Annotated in this window: 26 protein-coding genes and 2 tRNA genes; 15 read left to right on the forward strand and 13 right to left on the reverse strand. The window is 69.9% G+C overall.

Annotated features, from left to right (window positions below; genetic code table 11):
• Positions 1–28: 28 nt before the first annotated feature.
• Positions 29–547: a Scr1 family TA system antitoxin-like transcriptional regulator gene (locus BMY74_RS32555; protein WP_089922345.1), complete on the forward strand. Its 519-nt coding sequence runs from the start codon at positions 29–31 to the stop codon at positions 545–547.
• Between the two features lie 162 nt (positions 548–709).
• On the opposite strand, the gene BMY74_RS45360 is transcribed toward BMY74_RS32555, so the two are convergent.
• Positions 710–886 (reverse strand): hypothetical protein, encoded by a 177-nt coding sequence (locus BMY74_RS45360; protein WP_157512840.1) that lies wholly within the window; start codon positions 884–886, stop codon positions 710–712.
• An 82-nt stretch (positions 887–968) separates the two neighbouring features.
• On the opposite strand from BMY74_RS45360, the gene BMY74_RS32560 reads away from it, so the two are divergent.
• Positions 969–1,526 carry a carboxymuconolactone decarboxylase family protein gene (locus BMY74_RS32560; RefSeq protein WP_089922346.1) on the forward strand — a complete coding sequence of 186 codons (558 nt, stop codon included), beginning with the start codon at positions 969–971 and terminating at the stop codon, positions 1,524–1,526.
• Between the two features lie 5 nt (positions 1,527–1,531).
• Entirely contained in the window at positions 1,532–2,344 is an 813-nt protein-coding gene (locus BMY74_RS32565) for a class I SAM-dependent methyltransferase (protein WP_245786480.1), read from the forward strand.
• A gap of 3 nt (positions 2,345–2,347) precedes the next feature.
• Here BMY74_RS32565 and BMY74_RS32570 read toward each other — a convergent pair whose 3' ends face one another.
• On the reverse strand, positions 2,348–3,217 hold the full coding sequence (locus tag BMY74_RS32570) for a sigma-70 family RNA polymerase sigma factor (protein ID WP_089922347.1): 870 nt from the start codon (positions 3,215–3,217) through the stop codon (positions 2,348–2,350).
• 26 nt (positions 3,218–3,243) lie between these two features.
• Here BMY74_RS32570 and dnaG point away from each other — a divergent pair, with 26 nt between their 5' ends.
• The 3 genes from dnaG to BMY74_RS32585 are packed head-to-tail and all read left to right on the forward strand — an operon-like array spanning position 3,244 to position 6,399.
• The gene (gene dnaG, locus BMY74_RS32575) at positions 3,244–5,133 is read left to right on the forward strand and encodes a DNA primase (protein WP_089922348.1); all 1,890 of its coding nucleotides are present in this window, start codon (positions 3,244–3,246) and stop codon (positions 5,131–5,133) included.
• Entirely contained in the window at positions 5,133–5,633 is a 501-nt protein-coding gene (locus BMY74_RS32580) for a hypothetical protein (RefSeq protein ID WP_177230031.1), read from the forward strand. Before dnaG ends, BMY74_RS32580 begins: the two co-directional genes overlap by 1 nt.
• A gap of 25 nt (positions 5,634–5,658) precedes the next feature.
• Entirely contained in the window at positions 5,659–6,399 is a 741-nt protein-coding gene (locus BMY74_RS32585) for a trans-aconitate 2-methyltransferase (RefSeq protein WP_089922349.1), read from the forward strand.
• A 6-nt stretch (positions 6,400–6,405) separates the two neighbouring features.
• On the opposite strand, the gene BMY74_RS32590 is transcribed toward BMY74_RS32585, so the two are convergent.
• The gene (locus BMY74_RS32590) at positions 6,406–6,708 is read right to left on the reverse strand and encodes a hypothetical protein (protein WP_089922350.1); all 303 of its coding nucleotides are present in this window, start codon (positions 6,706–6,708) and stop codon (positions 6,406–6,408) included.
• A 143-nt stretch (positions 6,709–6,851) separates the two neighbouring features.
• Here BMY74_RS32590 and BMY74_RS32595 point away from each other — a divergent pair.
• A tRNA-Asn gene (locus tag BMY74_RS32595) sits at positions 6,852–6,927 on the forward strand.
• Between the two features lie 105 nt (positions 6,928–7,032).
• Entirely contained in the window at positions 7,033–7,893 is an 861-nt protein-coding gene (locus BMY74_RS32600) for an oxygenase MpaB family protein (RefSeq protein ID WP_089922351.1), read from the forward strand.
• Here the strand turns inward: BMY74_RS32600 and BMY74_RS32605 are convergent.
• Positions 7,848–8,309 (reverse strand): GNAT family N-acetyltransferase, encoded by a 462-nt coding sequence (locus BMY74_RS32605; protein WP_089922352.1) that lies wholly within the window; start codon positions 8,307–8,309, stop codon positions 7,848–7,850. The two genes, BMY74_RS32600 and BMY74_RS32605, sit on opposite strands and share 46 nt — an antisense overlap.
• A gap of 106 nt (positions 8,310–8,415) precedes the next feature.
• Here BMY74_RS32605 and BMY74_RS32610 point away from each other — a divergent pair.
• The 3 genes from BMY74_RS32610 (at position 8,416) to BMY74_RS32620 (ending at position 9,677) form a co-directional block, all read left to right on the forward strand.
• Positions 8,416–8,493: transfer RNA gene (locus tag BMY74_RS32610), tRNA-Ile, on the forward strand.
• Between the two features lie 43 nt (positions 8,494–8,536).
• Positions 8,537–8,881, forward strand: coding sequence for a DUF6416 domain-containing protein (locus BMY74_RS32615; protein ID WP_089922353.1), 345 nt, complete (start codon positions 8,537–8,539; stop codon positions 8,879–8,881).
• Positions 8,882–8,945: 64 nt separating this feature from the next.
• Entirely contained in the window at positions 8,946–9,677 is a 732-nt protein-coding gene (locus BMY74_RS32620) for a DUF7873 family protein (RefSeq protein ID WP_089922354.1), read from the forward strand.
• Positions 9,678–10,079: 402 nt separating this feature from the next.
• Here BMY74_RS32620 and BMY74_RS32625 read toward each other — a convergent pair whose 3' ends face one another.
• Both BMY74_RS32625 and BMY74_RS32630 read right to left on the reverse strand, forming a co-directional pair.
• Positions 10,080–10,295, reverse strand: a complete 216-nt coding sequence (locus tag BMY74_RS32625; protein WP_089922355.1) for a hypothetical protein — start codon at positions 10,293–10,295, stop codon at positions 10,080–10,082.
• A 149-nt stretch (positions 10,296–10,444) separates the two neighbouring features.
• Positions 10,445–10,999 (reverse strand): TetR/AcrR family transcriptional regulator, encoded by a 555-nt coding sequence (locus tag BMY74_RS32630; protein WP_089922356.1) that lies wholly within the window; start codon positions 10,997–10,999, stop codon positions 10,445–10,447.
• Between the two features lie 110 nt (positions 11,000–11,109).
• Here BMY74_RS32630 and BMY74_RS32635 point away from each other — a divergent pair, with 110 nt between their 5' ends.
• Entirely contained in the window at positions 11,110–11,805 is a 696-nt protein-coding gene (locus BMY74_RS32635) for an SDR family NAD(P)-dependent oxidoreductase (protein WP_089922357.1), read from the forward strand.
• Here BMY74_RS32635 and BMY74_RS32640 read toward each other — a convergent pair.
• A complete protein-coding gene (locus BMY74_RS32640; protein WP_089922358.1) occupies positions 11,802–12,533 on the reverse strand; it encodes an AraC family transcriptional regulator in 732 nt (243 codons plus the stop codon). The genes BMY74_RS32635 and BMY74_RS32640 overlap by 4 nt on opposite strands.
• 53 nt (positions 12,534–12,586) lie before the next feature.
• Between BMY74_RS32640 and BMY74_RS32645 the strand changes: the two genes are divergently transcribed.
• Together BMY74_RS32645 and BMY74_RS32650 are read left to right on the forward strand one after the other, a co-directional pair.
• Positions 12,587–13,732, forward strand: coding sequence for an MFS transporter (locus tag BMY74_RS32645; RefSeq protein WP_245786482.1), 1,146 nt, complete (start codon positions 12,587–12,589; stop codon positions 13,730–13,732).
• A gap of 5 nt (positions 13,733–13,737) precedes the next feature.
• Entirely contained in the window at positions 13,738–14,607 is an 870-nt protein-coding gene (locus BMY74_RS32650) for an exodeoxyribonuclease III (protein WP_245786483.1), read from the forward strand.
• A gap of 18 nt (positions 14,608–14,625) precedes the next feature.
• On the opposite strand, the gene BMY74_RS32655 is transcribed toward BMY74_RS32650, so the two are convergent.
• From BMY74_RS32655 to BMY74_RS32670, 5 genes are all read right to left on the reverse strand, one after another.
• Positions 14,626–15,927 (reverse strand): HAMP domain-containing sensor histidine kinase, encoded by a 1,302-nt coding sequence (locus BMY74_RS32655; protein ID WP_089922360.1) that lies wholly within the window; start codon positions 15,925–15,927, stop codon positions 14,626–14,628.
• Complete coding sequence (locus BMY74_RS32660; protein ID WP_245786484.1) at positions 15,924–16,595, reverse strand: response regulator transcription factor; 672 nt, start codon at positions 16,593–16,595, stop codon at positions 15,924–15,926. The genes BMY74_RS32655 and BMY74_RS32660 overlap by 4 nt, the downstream gene beginning before the upstream one ends.
• 4 nt (positions 16,596–16,599) lie before the next feature.
• A complete protein-coding gene (locus tag BMY74_RS46715; protein ID WP_256557243.1) occupies positions 16,600–16,731 on the reverse strand; it encodes a hypothetical protein in 132 nt (43 codons plus the stop codon).
• A complete protein-coding gene (locus BMY74_RS32665; protein ID WP_143091785.1) occupies positions 16,728–17,090 on the reverse strand; it encodes a hypothetical protein in 363 nt (120 codons plus the stop codon). Before BMY74_RS32665 ends, BMY74_RS46715 begins: the two co-directional genes overlap by 4 nt.
• Before the next feature lie 79 nt (positions 17,091–17,169).
• A complete protein-coding gene (locus BMY74_RS32670) occupies positions 17,170–18,042 on the reverse strand; it encodes an NsdA family TPR-like regulatory protein (RefSeq protein ID WP_143091786.1) in 873 nt (290 codons plus the stop codon).
• A gap of 221 nt (positions 18,043–18,263) precedes the next feature.
• Between BMY74_RS32670 and BMY74_RS32675 the strand changes: the two genes are divergently transcribed.
• Complete coding sequence (locus BMY74_RS32675; protein ID WP_245786485.1) at positions 18,264–18,557, forward strand: hypothetical protein; 294 nt, start codon at positions 18,264–18,266, stop codon at positions 18,555–18,557.
• A 15-nt stretch (positions 18,558–18,572) separates the two neighbouring features.
• Here the strand turns inward: BMY74_RS32675 and BMY74_RS32680 are convergent, their stop codons facing one another.
• Positions 18,573–19,349 (reverse strand): STAS domain-containing protein, encoded by a 777-nt coding sequence (locus BMY74_RS32680; protein WP_089922364.1) that lies wholly within the window; start codon positions 19,347–19,349, stop codon positions 18,573–18,575.
• Positions 19,350–19,426 lie beyond the last annotated feature (77 nt).

The raw sequence follows: 19,426 nt of genomic DNA on the forward strand, positions 1-19,426 counted from the left end.
TCATGATCATGGGCTTACCGTTCTGCGCATGACCCAGCACGGTGCCGGCGAGCAGCTCGTCGTGCTCGCCGCGGCGGGCGCCACGCGCATCACCTGCTTCAGCGGCGTCACCATTCCCGTCCTGCTCAGGACCGAGTGCTACGCGAAGGCGCTGGCCAGGGCGCTGGGGTTCGCGCCGGCGCCCGAACTGCAGCCCGACGGCGTGCTGCCGCAGTGCGTGTTCTTCATCCACGAGTACGCGCTGCGCACCGTCGTCGGCGGCGACCGGCTGATGGAGGACCAGGTCCTGCACCTGCTGTTCCACGCGCCGTCGATCCGGATCGTGCCGGCCAGCGCGGGAGGGGCGGCGGCGGTCGGGCTCGACTACGCGCTCATCCAGTACGAACACGAGCCGCCGCTGGTCTACCTCGCGAACTTCACGCTCGCCAGCGATGCCGCGACCGTGGAACGGGCCGTGCAGATCTTCCAGCGCATGCACGCCGTCGCGCTCGACAACGAACGGTCGCGTGACGTGCTCATGGAGTATGTGGCGGTGTACGACCGCTAGGGCCTGCTTCGCCGGTCTCGTCCGGTGAGAGTCGCGGCTGAGGTGGTTCCTGGCGGTGCGGGCGGCAGAGCCGCATACCGGTGTTGTATTCGGGTCTGCCGCCCGCGCCCCCAGGGGCCGCCTCAGCCCCGGCTATCGCGGACAGGACCGGCGAAGCAGGCCCTAGGGGGTGTTGCGGCGCAGGAAGAGCCGCATCCCGTCCTCGCCCGGCAGCGCGCACAGCAGGAGTTTGACGTTCTGGTGCCGCACCGGGACCGCACACGAGTCGCCTGCCAGCAGTGTTCCCGCGAGCAGGCCGGCCGACTCGTGGTCGATGTCCAGCACGAAGTCGTTGCTCATGCAGGGACCCTATGGGTGGACCGGCTCGCGCCCCAGTCACCCAAAGGTGTCACGTTCCGGCGGGCTGCCCCGTCCACAGGACATGACGAGGATCAACGGAGTTGCCAAGAAGGACGCGGGCCCGCTGCTCAAGGCCGTGTACTGGTTCGCGCGGCGTGAGTTCGGGGCGGTGCCGGAGCCCGTCACGGTGATGGCGCACCACCCGAAGCTGCTGATGGCGAGCAGCCGCCACGAGCTGGCGGTCAAGAAGGCGGTCCACGGGCCGTTGTTCGAGCTGTGCGTATATAGGACGGCCGTGCGACTCGGGTGCTCGTGGTGCGTCGACTTCGGCGCCATGCTGATGAAGCACGGCGGGCTCGACGTCGAGCGCCTCAAGCACATCGACTCCTACGCCACGTCGCCGCTGTTCACCGACCTCGAACGCAAGGCGCTCGCCTACGCCGACGCGATGACGGAGACGCCGGTCGCCGTCACCGACGAGCAGGTCGCGGAGCTCGAGGAGCTGCTGGGGCGCAAGGAACTCGTCGCGCTGACCTACCAGATCGCGCTGGAGAACCAGCGGGCCCGGTTCAACAGCGCGTTCGACATCAAGGACCAGGGCTTCACCTCTGGCGACGCCTGCCGGGTGCCGACAAACTAGGGCGTGTGGAGAAGATCGCACTCACGGGTGCGCAGGAGACCATGCTCGCCACGCTGTACGGACGGGCCCTCGACAGCGAGCGGCCCACGTCCGTGCTGCACGACGACGAGGCCAGACGCGCCGTCGACCGCATCGACTACGACTTCGCCAAGACCGGGATGACCACGACCACGGCGGTCGGCGTCGCCATCCGCGGCAGGGTGCTCGACGACTGGACGCGCGACTTCCTCGGGCGCCACCCGTCGTGCACCGTGCTGCACCTGGCCTGCGGCCTGGACACACGCGCGCACCGCATCGAACGGCCGGACACCGTGCGGTGGGTCGACGTCGACATGCCGGACGTCGTCGCGTTGCGGCACAAGCTCTTGCCCGAACCCCAAGGCGACTACCGGCTCGTGGCGTCGTCGGTGACCGAGGACGCCTGGCTGCACGAGGTGCCCGCCGGCGGACCGGTCGTCGCGGTGTTCGAGGGCCTGTCGATGTACCTCACGCAGGCGGAGGGGCACGCGTTGATCCGCCGGATCACCAGCCGGTTCGACAGCGGTGAGCTGCTGTTCGACGTCTACGGGTCGTGGGGGATCAAGCTGCAGAAGCTCGTGCCCGCCGTGCGCAACGCGGGCGCGACCCTGCACTGGGGTGTCGACGACCCGCGCGAGGTCGAGGCGCTGCACCCCGGACTGACCACAGTGGACGCCTGGCGCAGCGTGGACCTGCCGCACCTGGAGGCGTTGCCCAGGTCCGGTCAGATCCAGATGAAGGTCGTCAGCGCGATCCCGAAGCTCCGCGACGTCGGGAAGCTGCTGCGGATGCGCTGGTGACCGTCAGAACGCCACGTGCGTGAGCTTGTCCGGGTTCGCGATGTCGTAGATCGCGGCCACCTTGCCCTCGTGCACGGTGAACGCCGTGACGCGCGACGTCACGTCGCCGTACGCGGGCATCAGCACGCCGATGTCGCCGTTGACGAACGTCGGCCGGTGCTCCTCCGGATAGCCGTACTTGCGCATGAGGCCGAGGAAGAAGCGGGCGACCTTGTCCGCGCCGGAGACCGTGTTGACCGCGGTGCGGACCTTGCCGCCGCCGTCGCCGATCATCACCGCGTCCGGGTGCAGCAGTTCCAGCACGCGGTCGATGTCCCCGCTCGCCATGGCGCGCAGGAACTTCTCCAGCACCTCCTGCTGCTCGGCCAGCGCCGCGCGGGGCGGCGGCTCGGCGTCCGCGACGGCCTTGCGGGCACGGGACGCGTGCTTGCGCGCCGCGGCCTCTGAGACCTGCAACACGTCGGCGATCTCGTTGAACGGCAACGAGAACGCGTCGTGCAGCACGAACGCGACGCGCTGGTCGGGCGTGAGCCGGTCGAGCACCACCAGCGCGGCCATCCGGACGCCGTCGGCCTGCACCACGCTCGCCAGCGGGTCGTCCTCACCGGTCGTGAGCAGCGGTTCCGGCAGCCACGAACCCACGTACGTCTCGCGGCGCACGGCGGCGGAGCGCAGCCTGTCGAGGCAGATGCGGCTCACCACGGTCGTGAGCCAGCCCCGCGCGTCCTGGATGCCCTCGGCCTTCGCGAACCGGGGCCACGCCTCCTGCACGGCGTCCTCGGCGTCGGCGAAGCTGCCGGTCAGGCGGTACGCGACGCCGATCAGGTGCGTCCGGTGCAGGGCGAAGACGTCGGCGGTGGTCACGGTCGGCAGTTTGCCAGGGGATTAGACTCGGGGACGTGGCAGGACGCATCAGGGAGAGCGACATCGCGTTGGTGCGTGAGCGCAGCCGGATCGACGAGGTCGTCGGTGACCAGGTTTCGCTGAAGCGGGCCGGTGGAGGCGCCCTGAAGGGGTTGTGCCCCTTCCACGACGAGAAGACGCCGTCGTTCAACGTGCGCCCGTCGCACGGCACGTTCCACTGCTTCGGCTGCGGCGAGGGCGGCGACGTGATCGCCTTCGTGATGAAAGTCGAGCACCTGTCGTTCGTGGAGGCCGTCGAGCGGCTCGCGGACAGGGCCGGCATCCAGCTCGTCTACGAGGGCGGCGGCAACACGGTCCAGCGCGACCGCGGCACCCGCAGCAGGCTCATCGAGGCCCACAAGGCCGCCGCCGAGTACTACTCGGAGCAGCTCAAGTCGCCCGAGGCGCAGCCCGCCCGCGAGTTCCTCGCCGAGCGCGGGTTCGACGAGAACGCGGCACGCCAGTTCGGCTGCGGCTTCGCGCCCGGCGGCTGGGACAAGCTCACCAAACACCTGCTCGGACGCGGTTTCGAGCTGCAGGAGCTGATCAAGGCGCAGCTCACCAAGGAGGGCCGGCAGGGGCCGATCGACCGGTTCCACCGGCGGCTGCTGTGGCCGATCAAGGACATCGGCGGCGACGTCGTCGGGTTCGGCGCCCGCCGGATCTTCGACGACGACCCGATCCAGGCGAAGTACCTGAACACCAGCGAGTCGATGATCTACAAGAAGTCGCAGGTGCTGTTCGGGCTCGACCAGGCCAAGCGCGAGATCGCGAAGCGCAAGCAGGCGGTCATCGTCGAGGGTTACACCGACGTGATGGCGATGCACCTCGCGGGCGTGCCGACGGCCGTCGCGTCCTGCGGCACGGCGTTCGGCACCGACCACATGAACGTGCTGCGCAGGCTGCTGATCGACGACGACGTGAACGGCGAGGTCATCTTCACCTTCGACGGCGACGAGGCGGGCCAGAAGGCCGCGCTGAAGGCCTTCGACGGGGAGCAGCACTTCTCCGCGCAGACCTACATCGCGGTCGCGCCGGACGGCATGGACCCGTGCGAGCTGCGGCAGGCCAAGGGCGACGTGGCGGTGCGCGACCTGGTGGCGCGGCGCATCCCGCTGATCGAGTTCGCGATCAAGGCCCAGCTCAAGGCGTACGACCTCGACTCGGTGGACGGCCGCGTCGAGGCGCTGAAGAAGATGGTGCCGTTCGTCGCGCAGATCAAGGACAGGGCCAAGCGCGACGGCTACGCGACGCGTCTGGCGTGGTGGGTCGGCTGGGACGACGAGGCGATGGTCGTGCGCCGGGTGCGCCAGACCGCCGGTGGCAAGGCGCCCGTGGTGCCCGCCGCGCGCGTCGACCCGAACCAGATGGCGCTCGGCGTGGAGGTCGACGGCCCGGCCCGGCCGAACCCGCGCGACCCGAAGCTGATCTTCGAACGCGAGGTGCTCAAGATCGCGCTGCGGCTGCCCGAGTACGCGGGGCCGCTCTACGACTCGCTGCCGGACGAGGCCTTCACCGACCCGGCGTACGTCGCGCTGCACCGGGCGATCCGGGACGCGGGCGGTGCGGCCTGCGGCCTCGCGGGCACGGCGTACCTGGACGCGATCTCGCAGGCGTGCCAGCACGCGTCGGTGCGGTCGGTGCTGACCGAGCTCGCGGTGGAACCGTTGGCCGTCAAGCAGAACGACGAGTTCCGCTACGTGTCGATGGTGATCGCGCGCCTGCAGGAGGTGCAGGTCGGCAAGCAGGTCGAGGACGTGAAGTCGCGGCTGCGCCGGCTGTCGCCGATCAAGGACGCCGACGAGTACCGGGCGCTGTGGGGCGACCTGGTGGCCCTGGAGGAGTACCGCAAGGCGCTCCTGCAGCAGAGCGCTGGAGTGCTGTAGTGGGGTTGTTGCGGCGGTTGTTCGGCAACGGTGCGCCGGACGGGTTCACCGGCTCGCTGGAGCGCGAGGAGACCGTGATCGCGCACGCGCCGGTGACGGGCGGCGGGCACCTCGTCGTGACGTCGCTCGGGCTGTGGGTGCCGGGGGAGTCGCCGCGGCGCATCGGCTGGCACCTGATCAGCAAGGTGAAGTGGGAGGGCGCGCTGCGGGTGGTGGAGGCGTCCGAGGCCTCGACCGAAGGTCCCGTCGTGCTGCTCGAAGACCTTCCCGCGCACCGGTTCGCGCTCGAGGACCCGAGGCGCGTGCTGCGCGCGATCAGCCAGCGCGTCGAGGGGTCGATCCGGCACCGCGAGCGCGTCGAGTCGCCCGGCGTGTGGATCCTGCAGCGCAAGATCCCCGGTCAGGACGGTGTCGTGTGGCAGGCGCGCGGCGACGCGGGCGTGGACCTGGGCGCGGTGCGCGAGGCCGTTTCGGCGTTCGCCGCGAAGCTTGCGGGCTAGCAGTACGCGTGTACTGTTAGTTGGCATGTGGGATCCGGCGCAGTACCTGGCCTTCGCCGATCACCGGGCGAGGCCGTTCTACGAACTTGTCGGGCGCGTGCGGGCCGCCGAACCCCGTCGGGTGGTGGACGTGGGCTGCGGACCCGGCAACCTGACGCTGTCGTTGTCGCAGCGGTGGCCCTCGGCAGTGGTCGAGGCGTTCGACTCGTCGCCGGAGATGGTCGAAGCGGCGCGTGAGGCCGGCGTGAACGCTCGGGTGGACGACCTGACCACCTGGAAACCGTTGCCGGACACCGACGTCGTGGTGTCCAACGCGGTTCTGCAGTGGGTTCCGTCACATCCCTCGATCGTGTCTTCCTGGGCGGCGGCGCTGCCGTCCGGCGCGTGGCTCGCGTTCCAGGTGCCCGGCAACTACGCGGACCCCTCGCACCGGTTGATCCGCGAGGTGGCCGGATCGGCGTTGGAGCACGTCTTCCGTGCCGAGAAGCCGGTTCTGCAGCCCGTGGAGTACGCGGACCTGCTCGGCGACTGCTCCTCGGTGGACGTCTGGGAGACGACGTACGTGCAGCGGCTGTCCGGTCGGGACCCGGTGCTCGAATGGGTGAGCGGCACGGCTCTGCGGCCCGTGCGCGCGGCTCTGTCCTCAACGGACTGGGAGGCCTACGTGGCGGAACTGGCGCCGCGGCTGCGCGAGGCGTACCCGCAGCGAGCCGACGGCACCACTTGGTTCCCTTTCAGGCGGATCTTCGCGGTGGCGCAGGTGTGAGGACTGTCACGCCCGCGGCGTCGCGGGAGGGGTGAAGGCCTTGCCGTTCGTCTCCTCCTGGTGGCGCCACGGCGCCTTCTCCGCCGCCTTACCCGCCGCATCCGCTGCCTTACCTGCGGCGTCGGCCGCCAGGTCCTTGGCCTGAACCGCCGCTTCGAACGCCTTGTCCTTCGCCTGGGCCGCCGTCTTGCGCACCGTCGGGTTCGCGGTGAAGCGGTTCCAGAGGCGCACGATCTGGTCGTAACGCGCCCGTCCGGCCTTCGCGCCGAGCACGTAGCCGATCGCCGCACCGACCAAGATGCCCTTCATGTGGCGTCTCCTCTCGCATCGTGCCTGGTCAGAGGCTGTTTTGCCGCAAAGTGGGGGGTGCTTGCAAAACCCCTTTTGAGGCTCATGTAGAGTTACCCACTGTCAGGAGGAACCAAGCCTGACAGAGCAGAACAACAGAACATTCCCCCATAGCTCAATTGGCAGAGCATGCGACTGTTAATCGCAGGGTTACTGGTTCGAGTCCAGTTGGGGGAGCCACCGCTCAGACCCTAGTCCACGGACTGGGGTCTTTTGCTTGGTCGGGTCCTTCGTCCACCATCTGGGGTCTTCCGGTTCGCGCGGGCGTGGGTCAGGTTGGGACGCATGGCCGACCGCTTCGCGAACCTCCGCCGCATCTCCGCGCTCGACCCGGTCCGCGACCACGAGGAGATCCTGCGGATCTCCGCCGGCCTGGAGTTCCCGTGGGACTACCAGAAGTCGCTCGAGATGGCCCTGTTCCGCACGTACTGCGTGCCGACGATCTCGGGCCTGCTCGAGCGCACCGGCGAGTTCGAACGGCGGCCGCAGAAGCGCTACGACGACACGGCGGTCCTGATGGCCGAGCTCGTGGAGCACGGCTACGACTCCCCGCGCGGGCGTGAGGCGCTGCGCGTGGTCAACCGCCAGCACGGCCGTTACGACATCTCGAACGACGACATGCTCTACGTGCTGTCGACGTTCATCTACGACCCGATCGAGTGGCTTTCGCAGCACGGCTGGCGCCCGCTGACCGACAACGAACGGCTGGCGGGCTTCCACTTCTACCGCGCGGTCGGCGCCCGCATGGGCATCCGCGAGATCCCAGGGGACTACGACGAGTTCCTGGCCTTCAAGACGGCCTACGAGCGCGAGCACTTCGTGTTCGCGCCGTCGAACCGCCGCATCGGCCAGTACACGCTGGACCTGTTCTGCTCGTGGTACCCGTCTTGGACGCGACCGGCGGTGGCACGGGCGGTGATCTCGATGCTCGACCCGGCGATGGTGCGCGCGTTCGGCTTCATGGCCCCGCCGTCCTGGGTTGGCGTTCTTGGGCGCCAAGCGTTGCGGCTGAGGGCTTTCGTGGTGCGCCGCATGCCGGTGCGTCGCGAGCTGAAGCTCACGAACACCCGCAACCGCACCTACCCGGGCTACCCCCGCGGTTACCGGCCGTCGGACCTCGGCGCGACCTCCAGCACCGCCCGCTGACCGTTGAGCGCGAAGCCCATCGTCTTCAGGAACTCGTTGCCGGGCTTGAAGTCGTCGAGCGCCACGTGCACCCGCCGCACCTCGGGGAAACGTTCGGTGAGCGCCTTCGCCATCTCCCGGCCGATGCCCCACCGCCGCAGGTCCCGCGGCACGAGGAAGAACCGGACGCTGGCCTCGCCGGCAGCAGGGTGGTCGAGCACGAGGTCGACGAACCCGATCATGCCCTCGGCCCGCGCCACCAGCAGGCGCTTCTGCTCGAACGCGGCCCCCTCCGGCAACGCGTAGAAGAGGCTCTGCACGTCACCGGGGCCGGACGGGTGGCCGGTGGCGGCCTGGAACCAGTCGTCGCAGTCGGCGAACAGCGCCAGCACCTCGGGTTCGTCCGCCGGGGTGAAGTCGCGGAGGATCAGACGCACGTGTCCAGCCTATGTGTCGCTCGCCACGGGGGTGCGCAAGGGCCGTTCGGGGTGATCGGTATCCTCCACCACGCAGCGTCAGCGGGTCGGGGTCCGCTGCTGCGAGGGGGCAGTAGCTCAACCGGTCAGAGCAGCAGACTCATAATCTGTCAGGTTGTCGGTTCGAATCCGACCTGCCCCACCACGACCACTCGTTGTGCGACCACTCCACGGGCGAGGAACCACCCATGACCGGCACCGCGGACACTCGGGCTGAGCAGGTCGCGTGGAGCGCGTCGGACGGCGAACTCGCTGCCGCCGTATGGGAGAAGCTCTCACCTCCGGCCAGGTCCCTGTTCTCGGTGCTGATGGACCACCCAGGCACCAGGTACAGCGGTGAAGAGTTGGTTGGGTTGCTCGGTCTGGAGAAGGGCAAGCACGGCGTTGCCGGTCTTCTCGGGTGGCCCCGTCGCCATTGCCTGGCCGTCGGACGCACCTGGCTGTGGGAGTGGGAATACCCCCGAGGCGAGACCGCGTGCTACTGGGTGACGGCCGAGATCGCAGCCCTCTTCCAAGACGTGCGCGCGAACTGAAGAAATCGCATGCGGGCGCGGCTTCCCGCTGAGTACTGTGCCCCGAAACCAAAGGGGGTGCGGCATGACGAAGCTGAACCAGATCATCGCGGTGGAGAAGAGCGTCAAGGGGGGCACGCTCCGGGACCTCACCGACGCGCACCACGGCTTGCAGAAGCCCGCGCTGCTGGCGGGGATCTCCCGGACCTACCAGCCGAAGGACGAGGACGGCGAGGTGCTGCCGCCGGAGTCCACGCGCGTGCAGATCAAGGCCGAGGACGTGCTGCGCAAGACCGCGGCCGTGATGACCCGGCTCTTCGACGTCACGGCGACCAAGGACTGGGCGAACTGCGTCGCGAAGGCCGACGTCGTGGTGGACGGGGAGACGTTGCTGCGCGACGTGCCCGTGTCGTACCTGCTGTTCCTCGAGAAGCAGCTGACCGACCTGCACACCTTCGTGAAGAAGCTGCCCCTGCTGGACGCGGCCGAGGACTGGAGCTTCGACGAGTCCGCCGACTACTGGCGCACCGAGCAGGTCCGGACCATCCGCACCAAGAAGGTGCCGCGCAACCACGTCAAGGCCGAGGCCACGGAGAAGCACCCGGCGCAGGTCGAGGTGTACTACGAGGACATCCCGGTGGGCTACTGGAACACCGTGAAGTTCTCCGGTGCGCTGCCGGCCCGGCGGGTCAACGAGCTCGTGGACCGCGTGGAGAAGCTGCAGCACGCGGTGAAGTTCGCCCGGGAGGAAGCCAACAACATGGAGATCACCGACCAGCGCGTCGGTGGTGTCCTCTTCGCCTACCTGTTCCGGTAGGCGTCACGGATTCCCCCGCTGGAGCGCGGGGGATGCGCTCCCCGACGCGGGAGCGTGAAAGCTGAAGCTGAACGTCAGCCTGAACCACTCGGTCACCAGTGGGGGTTCGAATCCCTCTCCCGGCACCACTCGCCGGGATGGCCCAAGCCGGCAGAGGCAGACCGGGATCAAGCTCAGACTCTCGCTCCAGGTTCAGCATCACCGCCGAACGCCAGATCTACCGAGACCGGACAAGACTCGCCGAGGTACGGGTTCGAATCCCGTTGGCCGCTCTGCCCATGCGGCCGTAGCTCAACGGAAGAGCGCGGCGACCTAAGGACTGATCCGGCCTCTTAAACGTCGCTGGTGTGCGCAAATGGGCGGACAAACGGGGCCCCGGACTGGACATGTCCGGGGCCCCACCTATGTCCCGGATTCCGACAGCGAGCCGGAATGCAAGAACTGGAACGTCATCATCGGCACGGTCGGTGGCGTTCTGGCCATCTTGACCGCCGTGCACACGCTGACGGGGGTCAACGTGCTGAAGGAGATCGGCGTCGGGTCGGGCAAGCCGACGACCTCGGTGCCGGTGACGAGCAGGACGGTACCCCGCGCGGTGGCCAGGGAGGACGCCGCCACGAGGGCGAAACCGCCGGTCGTGACGACAGTCAGGGCGGCAGGACGAAAACACTTACCTCGCGCGATGTTCCGTCGTTCTTCCCGTCACCGCCGAGAACGACGTCGTCAAAGTCGGGTGCGAATGGACGTCAAGCTCGTCGATTGAACCGCTACGCGCGCAGGCCTTCCACGTAGATCGACAGGAAGCGCCGCCACTCGTCGGGGGAGTCGCGGATGACCTGGGCCATCGCCCTGGTGAGCGTGGCCAGGTCGGCGATCGAGTAGTCGGCGCGCAGCACGCCGGCCGCCAGGGCGCGGTCGATCAGGGTGCCCGCGTGGCCCGCGCCGCGGTGGCAGGCCGAGACCACCTCGGGGGCGTTCGGCAGGTCGCGGACGAGCACGTCGTTCAGGCCCCGGTCCTCGGCCTGCAAGGCGTAGAGGTCTTCCAGGTAGCCGGCGAAGGCCTGCCACGGGTCCGGTTCGGCCAGGGCCTTCTCGCCGATGACGTCCAGCGCGGCCAGGCGCTGCGGGAAGATCTGCGCCACGAAGTCGTCGCGGGTCGGGAAGTGCTTGTACAGCGTGCCGATGCTGACTTCCGCGTGCCGGGCGATGTGTTCCAGGGGCACGTCGAGGCCGCGTTCCGCGAACAGTTCCGCGGCCGCTGCCAGCAGCTTGTCCCGGTTGCGTGCCGCGTCCGCACGCAGGGGCCTCGACGCGGTGACCATGCGGGGGATCCTACTCGGCGGTTAAGTCGAGGGTGCCCTCGATTTCTGTGGTAGCGTCGGCGGACGTAAGTCGAGGGTTGCCTCGAATTAGCGTGCGGAGGGTGGAACCCATGTCTCGCAAGGCGGTTGTGCTCGGGGTCGGACCTGGGCTCGGCATGTCGATCGCGCACCGGTTCGGGCGTGAGGGGTATGACGTCGCGCTGGTCTCCCGCGGTGCGACGCGGCACGAGGGTTATCTGGCGGAGCTGGCCGGGGCGGGGGTGAAGGCCGAGGCGTTCGCGGTGGACGTGCGGGATCGGACACGTTTGTTGTCCACTTTGGACTCGATCGGACCGGTCGATGTCGTGTACTACGGGCCTGGCGCGACGGATCTGAGCGAGGCGCCGGAGGACATCACGGCGACGACGTCCGCGGACGCGCGTGCCGCCCTGGAGTGGCTCTACCCGGCTGTCGACGTCGTCCAGCACGTGCTGGCGGGGGTGGTCGAACGCGGTGGCGGCCTGCTGTTCGCCGGTGGGCTGAGCGCGGTGCGGCCGATGCCGATGCTCGGTGCGTTGGCCCTTTCCGGTGCGGCGCTGAGGAACTACGCGGTGACGCTCCACGCGGCGCTTGCCGAGAAGGGCGTGTACGCGGGCACGCTGACCATCGGTGGTCTCGTCGAACGCGGCGACATCCACCGGGCCGTGCGGGCGGACCCCGAGCGGTTCGGGGAGGTGCGGACGCTCGACCCCGACGCCGTCGCGGACGTCGCGTGGCAGATGTTCGTGCGGCGGGACCGTGCTGAGGAGGTGTTCTCGGTGTTCTAGAGGTACGAGCCGGGGGTGTGGCCGAGCGAGCGGCGGAACACGTCGATGAACGCGCTGGTGGTGGCGAACCCGCACCGCAGGGCCACGCTCGTGACGGACTGGCCCTCCGCGAGCAGGCGCAGGGCGTGGTAGAGCCGAAGCTGCGTGCGCCACTGGGGGAACGTCATGCCCATCTCGTCGCGGAACAGCCTGGTCAGCGTCCTGCTGCTGGCGCCGGCGGCGCGGCCCAGCGCTTCGAGACCGCGTGCGTCCGAGGGGTCGGTCTCGAGCACCGCGCACACCGCCGCGAGCCGGGGATCGTGGGCGGCGGGGACGCGCACCGGTCGTTCGGACGCGGTGATGAGCTGGTCCAGCAGGACTGAGCGCATTCGTTTGCCCGCAGGGGTTTCTCGGTCGTCGAGCTCCGTGTAGGCGATCAGCAGCTCACGCAGCAGAGGGGAAACTGCGAGCGCCGTCGGCTCGTGGAGCTTCAGCGGATTCTGCGTGAGCCCGAGGAAGTGCAGCCGTGTGACGCCGTACGCGCGGTGCGAGTGCACGGCGCCGGACGGGATCCACAACGCACGGTGCGCGGGCGCGATCCAGCGTGACGCCTCCGTGTGCACGGCCACGACGCCGCGACTGGCGTAGACGATCTGGTGCTCGTCGTGCCAGTGCGCGCTGACTCCGTCGGCGGCGGCCAGGTCGCGGCTCGTGGTCGGGGCCGCGGGCAGATGGCGTGAATTCGACATACATCGGCAGAATATCGGAATCGCGAACGCGGCGGCGGGGCCACGATCAAGACGTGGAGCACTCTCGCGGGCGGATGGCGGTCCTGGTCGCCGGGCACGCCGTCGACGACCTGTACCAGGGCGCGGTGCCGGCCCTCGTGCCCTTCCTCGTGCTGGAACGGGGGTACGGCTACCTAGCGGTCGCCGGCATCACGGTCGCCGCGACGCTGCTGTCGTCGGTCGTGCAGCCGTTGTTCGGGTGGCTGACGGACCGGCGGCCGATGCCGTGGCTGGTGCCGCTCGGCATGACGCTCGCGGGGGTGGGCGTCGGGCTCGCCGGGCTGAGCGACTCGTACGTGCTGACGTGGCTCGCGATCGCGCTGTCCGGCCTCGGCGTCGCCGCCTACCACCCGGAGGCGGCCCGCCTCGCGCGCCGCGTCGCCCGGGACAGCCACGTCGGCATGAGCTGGTTCTCGGTCGGGGGCAACGTCGGGTTCGCGCTGGGGCCGGTGCTCGTGACGCCGGTGCTGGCGTTCGGCGGGCTCGCGTGGAGTCCGCTGCTCGCCGTTCCCGCGCTGGTGGGAGGCGCGTGCACGACGGTGGCGCTGCGCGGGGTGCACAGCGCCGGGAGCGCGGCCGGGGTGCGGGCCGGCACCGACGACTGGGGTCAGTTCAGCAGGCTGACCGTGGTGATCATCGCGCGGTCGGTGGTGACGTTCGGGCTCGGCACGTTCCTCGCGCTCTGGGTGACCTCGCGCGTCGGCGGTGGTCCGGCGGCCGGTGCGGCGGCGCTGGTCGTGCTGTTCGGGGCCGGTGCCGCGAGCACGCTGCTCGGCGGCGTGCTGGCCGGGCGGTTCGGACGCGTCCGCGTGCTGCGGGTGTCCTACGCGGTCGCGATCCCCGCTGTCGCGGGCGTCGCGTTGGTGCCCGGTCCCGCCGTGTACGTGATGGTGGCGCTCACGGCCGTGTCGCTGTACGTGCCGTTCTCGCTGCACGTCACTCTCGGCCAGGACTACCTGCCGAACCGGCTCGGCACCGCCGGCGGCGTCACGCTGGGACTCGCGGTCAGCGTCGGCGGCCTGGGCTCACCGGTGGTGGGCGCCGTCGCGGGCGCCACGAACCTCCAGTGGGGCCTGTTGTCCCTGGTGCTGATGCCCGTCGTCGCGTGGGTGGCGGCACGCGGTCTGCGTTCGCCTCGATGCGAGCTCGAGCCCCGGTGACTACGGTGGGACGGGTGCGAGTGGCGACCTGGAACGTGAACTCCGTCAAGCAGCGCGTGCCGAGGCTCCTGCCGTGGCTGGACCAGAGGCGGCCGGACGTGGTCTGCCTGCAGGAGACCAAGCTGGCCGATGACGCCTTCACCGCGCTGCTCGGGGAACCGCTGGCGGAACGCGGCTACGAGGTCGCGCTGTTCGGGGAGACGCAGTGGAACGGCGTGGCGATCCTTTCTCGGGTGGGCCTCGAAGACGTCGCCGTCGGCATTGCAGGCGCACCGGGTTACCCGCACGTCGAGGCACGCGCTGTCGCCGCGACGTGCGGCGGCGTGCGCGTCCACTCGCTGTACGTCCCCAACGGCCGTGAGCCCGACTCGGACCACTACAAGTACAAGCTCGAATGGCTCGCGGCCCTGCGCGACGTGCTGGAAGCGGGACCTGCGGACGCGTTGGTGTGCGGCGACATCAACATCGCCCCGACCGACGCCGACGTGTTCGACCCGGCCGCGTACATCGGCCACACCCACGTCACCGAACCCGAACGCGCCGCGTTGCAGGCCATCGAGGCGTTGGGGTTCCACGACGTCGTGCGCGAGCGGTGGCCGGACGAGCGGGTCTTCAGCTACTGGGACTACCGGGCCGGCATGTTCCACCGCGACCTCGGCATGCGGATCGACCTGGTCCTCGCGTCGGACTCCGTCGCGCCGCGGACGAAGGCCGCGTGGATCGACCGGCACGCGCGCAAGGGGACCGGGCCGAGCGACCACGCGCCGGTGATCGTGGACCTGGACGAGGCGCCGGACGGGGACATCGGGCCCGTGGTGCCGCCGCCGTCCGCGCCGGGCGCGAAGAAGAAGGTCAAGCTGCCGCAGTCGAAGTGACCGAGCACGCCGTCCCGGCTATTCAGGCCCCGGCCGCAGCGTCACGGTGAACGCCGCCCCGCCCTCCGCCGCGGGCCCCGCCACGATCGTCCCGCCCATCCGCGTCACCAGCCCGTGCACCAGCGCGAGCCCCACCCCGGTCCCGACCGGCCGCGAGTCCTGGTACCGCGCGTGCAGCACCCCGCGGTCGAACGCCACGGCGTAGTCCTCGGGAGCCAGGCCGGGGCCGCCGTCGCGCACCTCCAGCGCCGACGACAGGGCGAGCACGACCGGGCGGCCGGCGGGGGTGACGCGCAGGGCGTTCTCCATCAGGCCGTCGATGACCTGCCTCAACCGCCGCGCGTCGGCGTGCACCACCGGGGAAGCGGACACCTGCAGCGAGAACGCGACCCCGCGGGCGTGGCAGCGGGCGTGCCACACCTCGGCGGCCGAGCGGACGACCGGTTCCAGGGCCACCGGTGCCATGTCCAGGCGGAAGTCGTCGGCGCCGAGACGGGCCAGGTCGAGCAGGTCGGTGACCAGCCGGTCGAGGCGCCTGGCCTCGTCCAGGATCACGGTGCCGACCGGGGCGACCTGGTCGCCGGAGACGACGCCGTCCGCCAGCGATTCGGCGAAGCCCGTGACGGCGGTCAGGGGTGTGCGCAGCTCGTGGGAGACCGAGAGCAGGAAGTCGCGTTGGCGGGATTCGCTGCGCTGCAACGCGTCCGCGAGCGAGTTGACCGCGTGGCCCACCTCGGCGAGCTCGGAGGTGCGCGAGATCGGGACGCGGAGGTCGCGGCGGCCCGTGCTCATCGAGTGGGCCACGGAGGCGGCCCGGCGGATCGGGCGGGACAGGAACGAGCCCAGCGCGAAGCCCGCCACGGCGGCCACGACGAGGCCGATGCCGAGGGCGAAGAGGATGTTGCGGACCAGCTTGCGGTAGGAGCCGCTCGTCTCCGTCTGCTGGACCAGGGCGAAGCCGCCCGCACCCGACGGGCGGGCCTCCACGTTCAGGCGGCCGCTCACCCCGGACACGGCCGATCCCGACAGCACGGACCGGTAGTCGACGGAACGGACCGCGCGGACGGCGGCCCGGTCGTCGCCCGTCACGTCGCCCGCGGCGGTGATGCGGACGATCGCGATGTCCTGGCCCTCCAGGATCTGCTCGACGCGGTTGTTCGAGATCTGGCCCGCCACGACGTCGGCCTGGGAGCGCAGGAACTCGCGGCTCACCTGCTGAGAGGTCGACAGGACGAGGCGGGTCGACACGAAGCCGGCGACGAGCACGGCGACGAACGCGACTCCGAGGCAGACCAACGCGATCCGGGCGGTGAGGTTCACGGCGCGTCCGCCGAGTAGCCGACGCCGCGCACCGTCCGGATCGGACTCAACGCACCGAACTTCGCGCGCAGCTGGGCGATGTGGACGTCAACGGTCCGTGTGCCGGCCACGGAGGAGTAGCCCCACACGGCAGACAACAGCTGCTCTCGCGAGAACACCTGGCGCGGGTTCTTCATCAGGTAGGAGAGCAATCCGAACTCCGTTGACGTCAAGGCCACCTCGGCACCATCGGCGAAAGCACGCCGTTCGCCCACGTCGAGCCGGACGGAACCCACCTGCAGAACGTCCGACACGGGACCTGAGGAGCGGCGCAGGACCGTGCGGACGCGTAGAGCGAGTTCGCGCGGGCTGAACGGCTTCGTGATGTAGTCGTCGGCGCCCAGTTCCAGCCCGAGCAGGCGGTCCACCTCGTCGTCGCGAGCCGTCACGAACAGCACCGGCGTCCAGTCGCCGGCGGCGCGCATCGCGCGGCACACCTCGATGCCGTTCAGCACGGGCAGGCCGACGTCCAGCACGACCGCCACCGGCGAGAGCGAGCGGACCGCGGCCAGTGCCGCGTCCCCCGAGGACTCCAGGTGCACGCCGAAGCCGTCGCGCCGCAGGTACAGCGCGACGAGTTCGGCGATCGCCGGTTCGTCCTCCACGACGAGCACCAGGCCACGTTCCACGCGTTCACCCCGGCTGGTTGAGATCCGACTCGATGCTGTTCAGCGTCGACTCCACATCATCGAGGTCCGGTGACGGCTCCTCGCTCCGGCACGCCGTCAGCGACACCAGCAGCACGAGAGCGGCGACCCACCTCACTTGGACCCGCAGTGCTCGGTCTTGAACTTCGCGACGCGCTCGCCGGCCTTGGCCAGCTTCACGAGCTGCGCGTCGCGGAGCTTGAGCCGCGCGTCCAACACGTCCGCACGCGCCGTGTTGCCGTTCTTGCGGGCGTCGGCGGCCTTCTGCTCGATCCACTTCTTCGAGCCCAGGGTCTCCGGGCCACCGTTGATCTTGTCGGTCAGCGCCTTGACCTTCGCCTCCACCCGCGGCACCCGCTGCGAGCAGATCTTCTGCACCTTCTCCGGGCTGATCGTGATCGGTTCCTGCGCCGACGCGGTCCCCGCGCCCAGCAGCAGCATCCCCGCCACGAGCCCACCGATTCGCGAAATGTTCATGGCACAGAACGATGACCGCCCACGATCAGAGGACGGTCCGCCGAATGTTCGGGTTCTGCAAAGATCAACGCCGGGCGGGTCAGCGCAGGGCGACGCCGTGCGAGGCCGCCGCCCGCAGCATCGGCCGCAGCCGGTCCCACACCCGTTCCGACCGCAGCTCCTCCGCCGCGTTCACCGCCCGCATCCCGACGGACCGCCCCTCGTCGACGTCGCCGTCGAGGAAGTGGCACGAGGCCAGCGAGATCAGGCAGAACGCCCCGCTGCGCGCCATCTCCGGACCCCAGGCCGTGATCGCCGACACCAGTGCCGGGATCGCCTGCCGGGTGTCGCCGAGCTCCGCGTGGACGGTGCCGGCCATCGCGGTGAGGTCGGTCTCGTCGTGGAACCGCGCCCAGTCCGGCACGTGCGTCCGGTCGGCCGACGCGAACGAGTCCTGCGCCCTGCCCAGCGCACGCAACGCCTCGACCGAACGGTCCTGACGCGCGTACGCCCACGCCTCGTTCACATACATGATGCTCGACGCCAACGGCGCGAAGGCGCCCCTCTGGAAATACGCCAGCGCATCACCCGGTGCACCGTGATGAAGATGCACGCGCCCACGTCTGTAAACGATGTTGGTCGTCAGATCTTCGTCGTGACGCGCGAAATCCAGCGCGCGGTCGAAATGGTGGTACGCCGCCCCGACCTGGCCGCTGTCGAACGACGTCCACCCGGCCAGGTTGTGCAGGTCCGCGACGGCGGACAGCAGCCGCGCCCGCACCGAGTCGGAGGCCTCGGCCGCCAGCAGCTGCTGCGCCCAGTAGATCCGCACGACGACGGCGTCACGGCACGCCCCGCCTCCGTGCTGGTAGTCCACGGACCGCAGGGAACGGGTCTGCGCCTCCAGTTGCTCCACGTCGCTGATTCCGATGCGCGAGGAGTGGGGTGGAGGGAAGTACGCGGGATCCGCCATGAGGGCACCCCTCTACGCCGGTGGTACCCGAGCGTAGGCCGTCGGCGACTCGGGGTGAAGTCGTCCTGTGCGGCGCGGAATCGAATGCAAGCTGTGATTCAACAGGTATTAATCCGGGTATGCGGCAACAAGTTGACGGCGCAAGATTCTTGGTTATGAGGCGACGCGCCCACTTGCGGCTGGTGACCTCCTCCGAAGCCGAGGACACGACTCTCACTGCGGTGCTGAGCGCAGAGGACCTTGCCGAGGAGCTCGGCCTCGACCCCCACGCCAGGGTGACGTGCGGCCTGCATCGCTGCTGGTTGCACCTCTGCGTGGCCTCTCCGGCCCACGTCGTCCCGCTGACCGGGCACCGCTGGTGCCGTCCGTGCCGACGCCCTCTCGAGGTGTTCGTGGACGAGACGACGGCGCACCTCTCGTGTCCGGAGTGCGGCACCGGCACGCCGGACACCGCGGCGAACCGCCAAGTGGTGCGGGCGTGCCGCACCAGCATCGCGGCCATGCACGCTCAGTAGAACGACCCGGATGACTTAAGCCTGGCGGGTGAAGACGGCGGCCTCCGGGAGGTAGCTCGGGGGCCGGTGGCTGTCCTCCGGCACGTCGAGCAACGCCCAGATGATGTGCCGCCCGCCTCCGGCCGGCGTCTCGCCCATGGTGAAGTTGCAGACGGCGATGGACGCGATGTTGCGCCGCATGATGTGCCACTGCCTGAGGTCGAAGCGTGCGGTCGTGCGCACGGCAACGGACAACTTGTCGCCACGCATGCGCAGCAGCAGCGAGAGAGGGCTGTTGTCCTCTATGTGCGACACGAGCTCGACGGCGATCTGCGGCGCGACGTCGAGCATCGACTGGACGCCCCACCGCTCGCAGGCGCGTTCGGTGATCCGCTCGGCCACGTGCGGCAGGCAGCGGCACGACGGCAGCGGCGCGTCGACCCTGTCCTCGTGCCTGTGTCGCACCACGGCGGCCACCGCGGCCGACGTCGTCGTGTGCATCGGGATGTGCCGGGGCAGCCCGCGCGACTCCAGCGTGGACCGCAGCCGGTGGTCGCTCACGACGAGGCTCAGCGAGATGCCCGGCCAGCGTGCCGCGGACAACCACACGACGTCGAAGACGACGAGCAGCGCGGGGGACTCGGCGACCAGTTCGTCGAGCTCCACCACCACGCCGACGAGCTCCTTGGTGGCGCAGTCGAGCAGCACGTCCTGCACCCGCATGTACGTCGCCCAGTCGAGCCGTCCGCTGAACCGGACGACGAGCACGCCGTTCAGCTCGCGGACGTCGACCTCGAGGCTGTCACCGGCCATGATCCCGTCCCCTCACGCAAGGCGCCTCCCCCCAATCCTCCAAGTCTCTGGACGCGGGCGCGTGCGCCCTAGGGGGT

Source organism: Lentzea albida, from assembly GCF_900111005.1.
Lineage (GTDB): Bacteria > Actinomycetota > Actinomycetes > Mycobacteriales > Pseudonocardiaceae > Lentzea > Lentzea albida.